The organism is Paucibacter sp. TC2R-5 (assembly GCF_025717605.1).
Classification (GTDB): domain Bacteria; phylum Pseudomonadota; class Gammaproteobacteria; order Burkholderiales; family Burkholderiaceae_C; genus Paucibacter_A; species Paucibacter_A albus.
The window spans coordinates 161,375-174,085 of record NZ_JAJIRQ010000010.1; the positions used below are offsets into that span (position 1 = coordinate 161,375).

A 12,711-nucleotide genomic window follows, 5' to 3' on the forward strand; every position below is an offset into this window, starting at 1 on the left:
ATGAACATTACCCCCACCCGCCTGCCCGAGGTCTTGATCGTCGAGCCCAAGGTCTTTGGCGATGCGCGCGGCTTTTTCAGCGAGAGCTGGAGCGAGCGCGTGTTCAATCAAGCGGTCGGTTACGACGCTCGCTTCGTACAGGACAACCACTCCCGCTCGGCCAGAGGTGTGTTGCGTGGCCTGCATTTCCAGCTGCCGCCCCACACGCAAGGCAAGTTGGTGCGCGTGGTCAGCGGTGCCGTGTTTGATGTGGCGGTCGATATTCGTCGCTCCAGCCCCAACTTCGGCCGCTGGGAAGGCGTCGAGCTGAGCGCCGAAAACCAGCGCCAGCTCTGGGTGCCGCCGGGCTTTGCTCACGGCTTTTTGGTCTTGAGCGAGACGGCGGACTTCCTCTACAAAACCACCGACTACTACGCCCCGCAATGCGAGGGCGCGGTGCGCTGGGATGACCCCGCGATCGGCATTGAGTGGCCGGACACCGGTGTGCCGGCCCTGCTGGCAGACAAAGACGCCAAAGCGCCTTTGCTGGCCTACGCAGCAAGGCTATTTGACTGATTGAGCCGAACCGCGGCCGATGCCGTGGTGCTCCAGCCCCAACACCTTCATCAATGAAGGTTCGTACTGATTGCGGCCGTCAAACACGACCGGCTGCTTCAATGCTGCCTTGATGGCGTCAAAGTCAGGGCTCTTGAACTCCTTCCACTCGGTCACCAGCACCAAGGCATCAGCACCCGCTAGCGCTTGCTCGGCCCGCTCGCAAAAACTCAAGCTTCTCAGGTCACCCAACACCCGCTTGGCTTCGGGCATGGCGACCGGGTCATAGGCCGTCACCGTCGCGCCCAAGCGAATCAGCTCTTGCACGACCACCAACGCCGGGGCCTCGCGCATATCGTCGGTATTGGGCTTGAAGGCCAAGCCCCAAATGGCGAAATGGCGCCCGCTCAGATTGGCCCCAAAGCGCGCCACCACTTTGTCCACCAGCACCATCTTTTGTCGCTCATTGGCCTGCTCCACCGCCGCCAATACGCGCAGCGACACGCCTTCAGCCTGCGCGGCCTGCACCAAGGCCTTTACATCTTTGGGGAAGCAAGAGCCGCCATAGCCGGCACCCGCATATAAAAAGCTGTAGCCAATGCGCGGATCCGACCCTATGCCCCGGCGAACTAACTCGATATCCGCGCCGACCTTCTCGGCCAGCAGCGCCAGCTCGTTCATAAAGCTGATGCGCGTGGCCAGCATGGCGTTGGCCGCGTATTTGGTGAACTCTGCGCTGCGCAGGTCCATCACCACCATGCGGTCATTGTTGCGGGTGAAGGGTGAGTACAGGGCCCGCATGAACAGCGTGGCCTGCTCATCATCGGAGCCAATGATGATGCGGTCGGGCTTCATGAAGTCTTCGACCGCTGCGCCTTCCTTCAAGAACTCCGGGTTGGACACGACCGAGAACGCCAGCGTCGAGCCGCGCTTGGCCAACTCTTCCGCCACCGCAGCGCGCACCTTGTCCGCCGTGCCGACCGGTACCGTGCTCTTGTCGACGATCACCTTGTAATCGGTCATGCGCGCGCCAATCGAACGCGCTGCCGCGAGCACATATTGCAGGTCGGCCGACCCGTCTTCGTCCGGCGGCGTGCCCACACCGATGAACATGATGGTGCCGTGGTTGACGGCCCGGTCAATATCGGTGGTGAACTGCAAGCGGCCCGCCGCCACGTTGCGCTGCACGATCTCCTGCAGACCGGGCTCATGAATCGGAATTTCGCCCTCGTTCAAGATGCGAATCTTTTCGGCGTTGACGTCCAGGCACAACACATGATTGCCCATCTCCGCCAGACATGCGCCCGTCACCAAGCCCACATAGCCGGTGCCAATTGCCGTAACTTTCATGTCTATGTTCCTGGTAGTTTGAAGCGCCAAACGGATCGCCTGTCGCTATGCTGCGTCTAGGCTACGTGGCGACTGTGTAGACACTGTGAAATTGCGAAAGGATTCGCCGCTCGCCACAGCAGCCGTGCTTGCTCCGACAATGCCGCCATGAGTTCCTCGCACGAATTGCCCGCCGCCAGCGCCGATGCGCCCGATCACTGCCCAAACTGCGGCACGCCCTTCCCCAACCCTCGGCCCAAGTTTTGCGGCGCCTGCGGCCAGGAATCAAACCTGCGCGCGCCCACCTTGCTCGAATTCATTCAACAGTTTGGCGGCGCCTATATTTCGACCGAGGGCGCGCTGTGGCGCACGCTGTGGCGCCTGCTCCTGCTGCCGGGCCAATTGACGCTGGAGTATTTGGCCGGCCGGCGCCGGCGCTATGTGCTGCCGCTGCGCCTGTACCTCACCATCAGCGTGCTGGCCTTGTTGTCGCTGCGCCTGGTGACCAGCGGCAAGATCGAAGCCAATACCCCAGAGTTCGACAAAACAAGCAGTTCCAAAGCCATACAGCTTGAGAACGGCGACACCAAGAATATCCAGATCGGCGGGCTGGGCGGCTTCAAGGTCGGATTGAAAGACGGCGTATTCTTTTGCGACAAGCTGCCCGAATCGATGTGCAAGCGCCTGGAGCGACGCCTAACGCTGGATCACGCCGGCATGGCCAAGGAGATGGTGCAGTTGTCCGAGCGGGCGCTGAACAATGTAGGCACGACCATGTTTGTGCTGCTGCCCTGCTTCGCGCTGTGGCTGAAGCTGATTTTTTGGGACAAGCGCATGCGCTACACCGAGCATCTGACCTTCGCCCTGCATCTGCACGCCTTCTGGTTTGCGATGGTGATGCTGCTATTGATTCAGTCTGAGGTCTTGTCGGCGGTGGCTGGCCTGGCCGCCTTGATCTATCCGCTCATCGCCCTGCACCGCGTTTACCGCTGCCGCTGGTGGAGCACCCTGCCGCGGGCGTTTGTGCTGTTTGTACTGAACCTCAGCAGCATCGGCTTGGTGTTCGCCAGCTTTGCCCTCTTGACCTTGGTAAGCTGAATAGAGCCGCGCCTCTAGCGGGCTGGCCCCACAATCAAGTGGCTTGGCGACCTTTTTTGTTGCCGGCTCTGCCAGCATGAACTCAAACAAACCTAGACGTAAGGCCCATCACCTGCAGGCCACAGATTTGCGCGGCATTGCCCAGTTGGGCAGCCAGGCGACAGCCGGCATTGCACGCATTGTCGAAGGCGTGCATCAGTCGATCTGGGCGCGCCTGGGCATGCCCGGCGGCCCGGCACCTGGGCAGACGCGTGGCGTCACCGGCATGGCCTATCGAAGCGTACATGGCGTCAACCGCTTGGTTGGCGCCAGCTTGCAAGCGCTGTTGAAGCGGCTCGAGCCAATGCTGCAGTCGGGCAGCGAAGGTACAGAGCAACAAGAGAGCACTCAGCGAGCCGCTCTGCTGGCGGCCTTGAACGGCGTGATGGGGGACCACCTGCTGGCCACCGGCAACCCCCTGGCCACGACCATGAGCATGCGCTGGAAGGGTTTGGCTTTGAACTGGCAAGCCCTGCCCCCCGACTTCAAGCCGAACGGCAAGGTCTTGCTGCTGATCCATGGTCTGTGCATGAACGATCTGCAGTGGCAAGCCTCGGACAAGGGCCGCACGGTCGATCATGGACAGGCGCTCGCTGCCGCGCTGGGATACACCCCCATCTATCTGCGCTACAACTCTGGCCTGCACACCTCGCAGAACGGCCGCGAGCTAGCGGCACAACTGGAATTGGTGACCCGACATTGGCCCGTACCGCTTGAAGAAATCAGCATCGTCGCCCACAGCATGGGTGGACTGTTGACACGCAGTGCCTGCCACATCGCCGGCCAGCAAAGCCTGTCTTGGCTGCCTTTGCTCAAGAACATCATCTTCCTCGGTACCCCTCATCACGGCGCGCCGCTGGAGCGAGCCGGCAATTGGATCGATGTGCTGCTGGGCAGCACGTCCTACACCGCTCCCCTGGCCAAGCTCGGCCAATTGCGCAGCGCCGGCATCACCGATCTGCGACACGGCCATGTACGCGATGAGGACTGGCAGGGCGACGACCGCTTCCATCGACTGCCCGATCAACGCCTGATCACGCCGCTGCCGGCCGGCATCAACTGCTTCGCGGTCGCCGCGACCATGTCCGCGAAGACCGCTAAACGCGGCGGGGCTCTCGCCAACCGCTTGATTGGTGACGGCTTGGTGCCCTTGCACAGCGCCTTGGGCGAGCACAGTGATCCCCGGCGCGATCTAGGCTTTGCCAAGTCAGAGCAACTGGTCTGTTACCGCATGAACCATATGGAGTTGCTGAGCAGCCCCGTCGTCTGCCAGCAACTCTTGAATTGGCTGCACACTACGCCGCAAAAACAGACCAAGCAGTAGCTTTGGACCGCAGCCTTCAAAAATTTCAAAGCCCTGCCAGGCGATGGGCTTTGAACTGCTCGCGCAATTTCAGCTTTTGCAGCTTGCCGGTGGCTGTGTGCGGCAACTCGGTCACGAACACCACATCGTCCGGGATTTGCCATTTGGCGATGCGGCCTTCGAAAAAGGCCAGCAGTTGCTCGGCCGTCAGCTCGGCATCGGGCTTTTTAACCACCACCAGCAGCGGCCGCTCGTCCCACTTCGGATGCGCACAGGCAATCACCGCCGCTTCGAACACGGCGGGGTGAGCGACCGCAATGTTTTCCAGATCAATCGAGCTGATCCATTCGCCGCCAGACTTGATCACATCCTTGCTGCGATCGGTGATCTGCATAAAGCCCTGGGCGTCTATGGTGGCCACGTCGCCGGTCGGGAACCAGCCCGGCTCCCCGGCGACCGTGATCAAGGCCGACTCGGCATGACCGTAATAGCGGTCGATCACCCAAGGGCCGCGCACCACCAGATTGCCGGCGCTGACGCCGTCCCAAGGCAAGACCTGACCGTCGTCATCGATGACGTTCATATCCACGCCGTAAATCGCTCGGCCCTGCTTGGCCAACAAGCGGCGCTGCTCCTCTTGGGGCAGTTGCAACTGCGCGGCATTCAATTTGGCTGCGGTGCCCAGCGGCGACATCTCGGTCATGCCCCAGGCATGGATGACGTCGACACCAAACTCGTCGATCAGCGTCGCCATCATCGCCGGCGGGCAGGCCGAGCCCCCAATCACCGTGCGCTTGAAGCTGGAGAACTTCAGGCCATTGGCTTTCACATACGTCAGCAGCCCCAGCCAGATGGTCGGCACGCCTGCGCTGAAGGTGACACCCTCGCCCTCGAACAGCTCATACAGCGACTTGCCGTCCATATGCGGCCCCGGCATCACCAGCTTGCAGCCGACCATGGCACAGGCATAGGGCAGCCCCCAGGCATTGACATGGAACATCGGCACCACAGGCATCACCACATCGCGGGCCGAGCAGTCCAGCGCGTCCGGCAGCGCCGCCGCAAAAGCATGCAAGACGGTAGAGCGGTGGCTGTAGACGGCACCCTTGGGGTGGCCGGTCGTGCCTGAGGTGTAGCAGATGCTGGACGCCGTCTGCTCGTCAAACTCGGGCCAGGCGTAGTGGCCGTCTTCGGCCTCTATCAGCTCTTCATAGCAAAGCAGGCTCGGCAAGGAAGTCTGCGCCGGCATGTGAGCGCGAGCCGTCATCAACACATAGTGCTTGATGCTGGGCATGTGCTCGGCCAATTTCTCCACCAGGGGCAGAAAATTCAGATCAAAGCAGAGCACGCGGTCCTGTGCATCATTGGCGATCCAGGCGATCTGCTCTGGGAAGAGGCGCGGGTTGATGGTGTGGCAAACCAGGGCCGAGCCCGACACGCCGTAATAAATCTCCAGGTGCCGGTAGCCATTCCAAGCCAAGGTAGCAATGCGGTCGCCAGGGACGCAGCCCAAGCGGGCCAGCGCCTGCGCGAGTTGGCGCGCTCGCAGCTCCGCTGCGCGCCAGTTGTAGCGGTGCAAATCGCCCTCGACCCGCTTGCTGACAATCTCGGTATCGCCCGCATGCCGCGCCGCATGCTTGAGCAGCGACGAAATCAGCAGCGGCATCGTCATCATCTGACCCATCAAAGCCATGTGTCTATCTCCTGTTTGAGGCACCGGCGTAGGCAGCGCCAATTTACACATTCAGTCTAGGCCTGCCCACGCCAGCGGCATAGTCGCCGGAGTTACAGCCGCTTGGCAACGGCTATAGGGGTATTCACCGCCCCGGCGGCGGCCTCTGCCGACGCATTGCCCCTTCGGCGGCAGCGCTCTGGCTCGCTGGATACACTGCCCCGATGAACAGCCCCGCACCGCATGCCACCTTCTCAAGCTCGCCGCCGCCCACCGCTTGGCTGAACCGTTACGCCGCGCTGGGTGAGGCTTTTCACACCGAGCTGCCCGCGCAAGGCATGGCCAATCCGGTTTGGGTGGCCCGCAGCGCTGGCCTCGCCGCCGAGTTGGGCTGGCCCGCCGACTGGTGGCAGCGCGCCGACTGGCAGGCCCTGGATGTACTCAGCGGCAATGTGGTCTGGCCCGGCATGCGCACGCTGGCCACGGTTTACAGCGGCCATCAGTTCGGGGCCTGGGCAGGTCAACTCGGCGACGGCCGCGCCTTGCTGCTGGGCGAGGTCGAAACCGCCGCCGGCCCCATGGAGCTGCAGCTCAAAGGTGCGGGCGCCACCCCTTACTCCCGCATGGGCGACGGCCGCGCCGTGCTGCGCTCATCAATCCGCGAGTTTTTGTGCTCGGAAGCGATGGCCGGCTTGAACATCCCCACGACGCGGGCCTTGGCCATCACCGCCTCCGCGCTGCCGGTGCGGCGCGAGACCTTGGAAACTGCGGCCGTGGTCACCCGCGTGGCGCCGAGCTTTGTCCGCTTCGGCCATTTCGAACATTTCGCTCACACCCACCAGCACGCCGAGCTACGCCAGTTGGCCGACTTCTTCATTCACCACCATGCGCCCGAATGCCTGGCCGCAGCCAAGCCCTATGTCGCCCTGTTGGAGCGCGTCGTGCAGCAAACCGCAACGCTGATGGCCGACTGGCAGGCGGTCGGCTTCTGCCATGGGGTGATGAATACCGACAATATGTCCATGCTAGGGCTGACGCTGGACTACGGCCCATTCGGCTTTATGGATGGCTTCGATCCGGGCCATGTCTGCAACCACTCCGACCATCAAGGCCGTTACGCCTACGCTCGCCAGCCGCAGATCGGCTTTTGGAATCTGCACGCCTTGGCACAAGCGCTATTGCCGCTGATGAGTGATGCTGACCGCGACGGTGCCCCGCTCTTGGCCGCCTTGGAAACCTACAAGACCGCCTTCCCCGCCGCCTTGATGCACCGGATGCGCGCCAAGCTGGGCCTGCAGACCGAACAGGCACAGGACCAGGCGCTGATCGACGACTGGCTCAAGCTGATGGCCGGCGCCCGCGCTGACTTCACGCTGAGCTTCAGGCGCTTGAGCGCGCTCACCCAGGCAGACGATCCGGCCAAGCTGCGTGATCTCTTCATCGACCAAGCGGCGCTGACGCAGTGGCTGCAGCGCTACCGGTCCCGTTTGAGCTTTGAGAGCAGCGACGACGAGCAGCGCAGCCTGCGCATGCGCGCCGTCAACCCGGCCGTGGTGCTGCGCAATCACTTGGCCGAAGGCGCGATCCGCGCCGCACAAGCCGGCGACTTCAGCGAAACCGAACGGCTGTTGAAAGTGTTGCAGCAGCCCTTCATTGAGCCCGAGCGGGCATCCGACGCCGCCATCCCGCCCGACTGGGCGCAAACTTTGGAAGTCAGCTGTTCATCATGAGCAAAGCCATAGACGACAAGACCTACCCGGTCCAAAAAACCGACGCCGAATGGCGCGCTCAGCTCGATCAAGAGCAGTACGCGGTGGCCAGACACGCCGCGACCGAGCGCGCCTTTACCGGCAAATACTGGGATCACTTCGAGGCCGGTGCTTACAAATGCATTGGCTGCGGCACGCCGCTGTTCGAGGCCGACACCAAGTTTGACGCCGGCTGCGGCTGGCCGAGCTATTTCGCCCCCGTCAACGCCGAGGTGATTGAACGCGTGGTCGACCATGCCCACGGCATGGTGCGGATCGAAGTGCGCTGCAATCAATGCGGCTCGCACCTGGGCCATGTGTTCCCCGATGGCCCCGAGCCCACCGGCGAGCGTTTTTGCATTAACTCGGCTGCGATAGACTTCACGCCCCAGCAGCCCTGATCGGCCGCCTCTCTCTATCACTGCATCCCTCGCGCCAGCCCTGCTCCCGTCCCCATGAAGCTTTTGCTCGATTTTTTGCCCTTGCTGCTGTTTTTCGGCACGTTCAAGTACGCCGACGCACACAAGGACTGGGCGGCCCAATTCGCGACCGAGCACTTTGGCTTCCTGGTCTCGGGAGGCCAGGTGGGGCAAGACGAAGCCGCCGTGCTCTTGGCCACCGTGGTGGTCATGCTGGCTACCTTGACGCAGGCCTTGATCCTCAAGCTGCGCGGCAAGAAGATCGACTTGATGCTGTGGATCAGCCTTGGCCTGGTCGTCACGCTGGGGGGGGCCACGATCTGGTTCCACAACGCCACCTTCATCAAGTGGAAGCCAACCGGCCTGTACTGGGCGATGGCCACGGTGTTTTGGGCCTCGCAGGCCTTTTGGGGCAAGAACCTGATCAAGGCGATGCTGGGCGCTGAGTTGGAGTTGCCCGACTTTGTTTGGAAGAACTTGAACCGGGCCTGGGTGCTGTTTTTTGCGGCCCTGGGTGTGCTCAATATCTATGTGGCCTATCACTACTCCACCTCGGCCTGGGCCAATTTCAAGGCCTTCGGCACCACCGGACTGATCCTGGTATTCACCCTGGCGCAAGGCATTTATATGAGCCGCTACCTGCCTGAAACCAAGCCCGACGTCGCACCCGAAGACGCCACCAAAGAAGGTGAAAAACCATGAGCACGCCCAAAGCCAGCTTGGCCGAGATGGAGTCGCGCCTGCGCGCCGGCCTGCAGCCCAGCACCCTGACGCTGCAAGACGACAGCCATCAACATGCCGGCCACGCGGGTGCCAAAGAAGGCGGTCATTACAGCCTGCGCATCGTCAGCGACCGCTTCACCGGCCTGAACCGGGTCGCCCGCCATCGGCTCGTATATCATTGCTTGGCAGAGTTGATGCAGCAAGGCATCCATGCGCTGGCCATTGATGCCAGCGCGCCGGATGAAGCTTGAGAACTTTTTACTGCGCGACTGCCATGCGTCGTTGGCCGAACGCTCGAAATCCTCACGTACAGGAAGTACGTTGCGGTTTCTGCGCTCCGTCCGCCTAGCCTGACAGCCGCTCGCTACAAAAGTAAAGTCAAACTGCCAGTTTTATCTCACCCTGACTGCGCCCCCAACGGCGCAATTTTTTTAGCCTCAACGACATCTCCTCATGAAGAAAAATTTGTTGGCCGCTGTGGCCTTGTCCGCTGCCCTGCTGCCGCTGGCTGCCAGCGCGCAAAATATCGCCGTTGTCAATGGCAAGCCCGTGCCTAAGGCCCGCGCCGAGCTCTTGATCACGCAAGTGACCAAGAGCGGCCAACAGCAACGCACGCCCGAGTTGGAGACGCAGGTCAAAGACGAAGTCGTGCTGCGCGAGATCTTCATCCAGGAAGCCGAAAAGCGCGGCGTGCCTGCCAGCGCAGACTACAAGGCCCAGATGGAGTTGGCCCGCCAAAGCATTCTGATCCGCGAGCTGTTTGCCGATTACGCCAAGAAGAACCCCGTCTCTGATGCCGAAGCGCAAGCCGAGTACGACAAGTTCAAGGCCCAGAACAGCGGCAAGGAATACCGCGCTCGCCACATCCTGGTGGAAAAGGAAGACGAAGCCAAAGCCCTGATCGCCCAGATCAAGGCCGGCGCCAAGTTTGAAGACCTGGCCACCAAGAACTCCAAGGACCCAGGTTCGGCCGCCAACGGTGGTGATCTGGATTGGGCCAATGGCAACAGCTATGTGAAGGAATTCACCGAGGCTTTGGCCCTGCTGCAAAAGGGTGAAATGACCCAGACACCGGTCAAGTCGCAGTTCGGTTTCCACATCATCCGCTTGGACGACAGCCGCGAAGCTCAGTTCCCTGCTTTTGACGACGTCAAGCCGCAAATCATCAAGCGTCTGGACCAGCAAAAGCTCGGCGCCTATCAGCAAGAGCTGAAGAACAAGGCCAAGACGGACTACAAGTTCAGCAACGCCGCCGCCCCGAACTGATCAAGCAGCGGGTGCCGGACAGAGCGGCCAAGAGGCTTGAATTTGCTGCTTGAACTTTCTGCTTCGAGGTCCAGCTACTGTTGACTGCACAGCCCGCGCAGCGCCGACCACGGCGGCGCGGGCTTTTTGATTTTTGCCCCGAAGGATTTGCGTGTCCGCTTCTCGCCTCGCCCGCCGCATCTTGCCCCACCCCGACACGCTGGCCCAAACCAAGGGCTTGAAGTGGTTGGGCCGCTATCTGGCGCCTCGGCCCTGGCTGTGGGTGGCACACCGGCGCCGGGTCGCCATGGGCGTGGCCGTGGGCCTGGCCATCGGCGTCATACCGCTGCCCACCCAAATGGTGTTGGCGGCCTTGCTGGCCATCGCCTGCCGCGCCAATGTGGCCGCGGCCATCGCAGCCACCTGGCTGACCAACCCGCTCACCCTGGTGCCGATCTGGAGCCTAGCCATCGCCTTGGGGCGCATGGCCTCAGGCCATCACGGCCCTATCGCCACGCCGGAAATGCTCGCGATCGAATGGCAAGAACCGGCAACCTGGCTGCCTTCGCTGTGGGCCTGGGTGCAGGCGCTGGGCGAGCCGCTGTTGATCGGGCTGCCCTTGGCCGGCTTGGTGCTGGGCTCGCTGGCCTATGTGATCGTCTACTTTGGCTGGTGGGCGGTGATCAAGGGCGAGCGCTGGCGCCGGCTGCGGCAGCGTGCCCGTAGAAAACAAGCAAGGGTTGAAACACCTTAGAGTGTCATGCTCAGGTCAGTTGAAAGGTGACGAGCAGAACCTCAAAGTGCGGCTTCACACCCTACTTTGTAGGGTTTTGCACTGTCGTTTACCCTACATTTCACACACCGACGCGACCCGTACTTCTCGCCAAGAAAGCCCAACAAATACCAGCCGATGGCCTTTGTGGCGCAATATGCCGAAGATGGTTGATGTTGGATGCCGTTTGACATTCAGGCCTTACAGGTACTCGGGCACGGGCGTGAACAACAGCTTGAGACCACAATCTTCATTGGAGAGAAAACTGCACCTTGGCTGGAAGGACCAGATTACGGTCATAGGCTCAAACTTGGCGTTGGCTGAACTCAACTGGCTAGGAGTACGTCCACAACCTGGCGGAAAGTCTAGGTTTTCAGGCGAAAAGCAGACCAAAGTCCCCTCGGGCATCAGGAGGCGTGAAAATTACCGCACTGGAGAAAACCCCCTTGATCTGTAACATCCCGTGAATAGACTCTTGCAGAAAATCAACGGACTCGCCTTCGAGCCAAGGAGGTCGAGCAATAATTCATGTTCGTAGCTGAAGCGAGGAACCAGCAAGGTACAGGAACTTCTTATTCAGATTTCAAAAATAATGCAAATCTATTTAAATTAACCTAGTGATAGCTTCCTTTGAATGAAATAGAGGATACCATGAGTAAAATTTCTACGATGTTTTTAAAATTTCCACATTTAATTAATATGTAAATTCATTGTTGTCAACATATGAACTCTTCTGAAATTAGTTTTTCCAAGTTTTCCGAAGCATGTGCTGACGACAAGAATTCGGAAACGAAGCCAAGAGCTTGGAACCCTCTATCGACTGACTCCATATCGAGGAAATATTCTAGCTACGCATCGTTCGCCAATAACAAGGCCATTTACCCCGTTGACGCCTCCTCCCAATTAATTGAAAATTTAGAGACCGCTCACACTGAGATAAGAAATCACGTGCTTTTCGAAGGGTTTGCCTGCGTCGGAGCAAGATCAGCCTTCAATAAAAATGGCTACCGCTTTGGGCTATATCCACCCATGAACAGCGAGCCGGCAGTTAGATCTCTGTGCCACGATCTTTATGAATTTTGCAATGATTTCAAATTTATTGGCGATGAATTTGTAACTTATATTGCGATGTTTCAAGAAGATGCGGTTGAAACGGAGCAAGAATTTGAAAAGCTGATGTGGGCACACCTCCAGGCAATGCATGACCTAGATTCAAAATATTTCAATTGGGACTCTCGCGTTGCCTCCGAGCCTTCCGATAATAATTTTTCATTTAGCATTGGAGAGCGGGGACTTTTTGTTGTGGGGCTACACCCACAGGCGTCTCGTTTATCGAGGCGGTTTAAATACAAGACCCTCGTATTTAATCCACATGAACAATTTGAGACTCTGCGTGAACGTGGTAAGTTCGAGTCCATGAAAAAGATAATACGAGCGCGGGACGTCGCTACACAGGGTTCAATAAATCCAGTTTTGAAAAATTTTGGCGAGTCATCAGAGGCACGTCAATACTCCGGCCGAGCTGTAGAAGACGATTGGTTGTGCCCTTTTCATACCCATAGAGGAAAGAAAGATGAATGAAAAAGAAGTAACCCGCATCGCCCCTCAAAGCGGGTGCGCCTTCAAAATACGTCGAGGGCAAACGTTGCGGGTGATTGATCCTTTGGGTGAGCAGGTTTCAGATCTCTTTGCTTTCTCAGATCCAGATGTTAAATCCCACTTATCATCTGGAAGGTCAATCGATTATGCAGGAAAAATCAACCTTACTAAAGGTGATATCCTCTACTCAAACGATAGTCGTCCGATGTTCACTATCATCGAAGATACAG

13 protein-coding genes are annotated in these 12,711 nt (G+C 59.6%); 11 read left to right on the top strand and 2 right to left on the bottom strand.

Annotation, left to right across the window (positions count from 1 at the left end; translation table 11 throughout):
* Positions 1 to 555 (top strand): dTDP-4-dehydrorhamnose 3,5-epimerase, encoded by a 555-nt coding sequence (gene rfbC, locus LNV08_RS21140; RefSeq protein WP_263535719.1) that lies wholly within the window; start codon positions 1 to 3, stop codon positions 553 to 555.
* Here the strand turns inward: rfbC and LNV08_RS21145 are convergent.
* Positions 544 to 1,884: a UDP-glucose dehydrogenase family protein gene (locus LNV08_RS21145; protein WP_263535720.1), complete on the bottom strand. Its 1,341-nt coding sequence runs from the start codon at positions 1,882 to 1,884 to the stop codon at positions 544 to 546. The genes rfbC and LNV08_RS21145 overlap by 12 nt on opposite strands.
* Positions 1,885 to 2,031: 147 nt before the next feature.
* Between LNV08_RS21145 and LNV08_RS21150 the strand changes: the two genes are divergently transcribed.
* Positions 2,032 to 2,961: a DUF3667 domain-containing protein gene (locus LNV08_RS21150; RefSeq protein ID WP_263535721.1), complete on the top strand. Its 930-nt coding sequence runs from the start codon at positions 2,032 to 2,034 to the stop codon at positions 2,959 to 2,961.
* 76 nt (positions 2,962 to 3,037) lie between these two features.
* Positions 3,038 to 4,324 (top strand): esterase/lipase family protein, encoded by a 1,287-nt coding sequence (locus LNV08_RS21155; RefSeq protein WP_263535722.1) that lies wholly within the window; start codon positions 3,038 to 3,040, stop codon positions 4,322 to 4,324.
* Positions 4,325 to 4,349: 25 nt separating this feature from the next.
* Here LNV08_RS21155 and LNV08_RS21160 read toward each other — a convergent pair whose 3' ends face one another.
* Entirely contained in the window at positions 4,350 to 5,996 is a 1,647-nt protein-coding gene (locus LNV08_RS21160) for a 3-(methylthio)propionyl-CoA ligase (protein WP_318014142.1), read from the bottom strand.
* A gap of 203 nt (positions 5,997 to 6,199) precedes the next feature.
* On the opposite strand from LNV08_RS21160, the gene LNV08_RS21165 reads away from it, so the two are divergent.
* From LNV08_RS21165 to LNV08_RS21200, 8 genes are all read left to right on the top strand, one after another.
* Complete coding sequence (locus tag LNV08_RS21165; protein WP_263535723.1) at positions 6,200 to 7,705, top strand: protein adenylyltransferase SelO; 1,506 nt, start codon at positions 6,200 to 6,202, stop codon at positions 7,703 to 7,705.
* Complete coding sequence (gene msrB, locus LNV08_RS21170; protein WP_263535724.1) at positions 7,702 to 8,124, top strand: peptide-methionine (R)-S-oxide reductase MsrB; 423 nt, start codon at positions 7,702 to 7,704, stop codon at positions 8,122 to 8,124. The genes LNV08_RS21165 and msrB overlap by 4 nt, the downstream gene beginning before the upstream one ends.
* A gap of 54 nt (positions 8,125 to 8,178) precedes the next feature.
* Positions 8,179 to 8,844 (top strand): septation protein A, encoded by a 666-nt coding sequence (locus LNV08_RS21175; RefSeq protein ID WP_263535725.1) that lies wholly within the window; start codon positions 8,179 to 8,181, stop codon positions 8,842 to 8,844.
* Complete coding sequence (locus LNV08_RS21180; protein ID WP_263535726.1) at positions 8,841 to 9,116, top strand: BolA family protein; 276 nt, start codon at positions 8,841 to 8,843, stop codon at positions 9,114 to 9,116. Before LNV08_RS21175 ends, LNV08_RS21180 begins: the two co-directional genes overlap by 4 nt.
* A gap of 202 nt (positions 9,117 to 9,318) precedes the next feature.
* Positions 9,319 to 10,131, top strand: a complete 813-nt coding sequence (locus LNV08_RS21185; protein ID WP_263535727.1) for a peptidylprolyl isomerase — start codon at positions 9,319 to 9,321, stop codon at positions 10,129 to 10,131.
* Positions 10,132 to 10,282: 151 nt separating this feature from the next.
* Positions 10,283 to 10,864, top strand: coding sequence for a DUF2062 domain-containing protein (locus LNV08_RS21190; RefSeq protein ID WP_263535728.1), 582 nt, complete (start codon positions 10,283 to 10,285; stop codon positions 10,862 to 10,864).
* A 741-nt stretch (positions 10,865 to 11,605) separates the two neighbouring features.
* The gene (gene gntA / locus LNV08_RS21195) at positions 11,606 to 12,463 is read left to right on the top strand and encodes a guanitoxin biosynthesis heme-dependent pre-guanitoxin N-hydroxylase GntA (RefSeq protein WP_263535729.1); all 858 of its coding nucleotides are present in this window, start codon (positions 11,606 to 11,608) and stop codon (positions 12,461 to 12,463) included.
* A partial coding sequence (locus LNV08_RS21200; RefSeq protein WP_263535730.1) for an urea carboxylase-associated family protein occupies positions 12,456 to 12,711 on the top strand: 256 nt, incomplete at its 3' end. The genes gntA and LNV08_RS21200, both read left to right, overlap by 8 nt.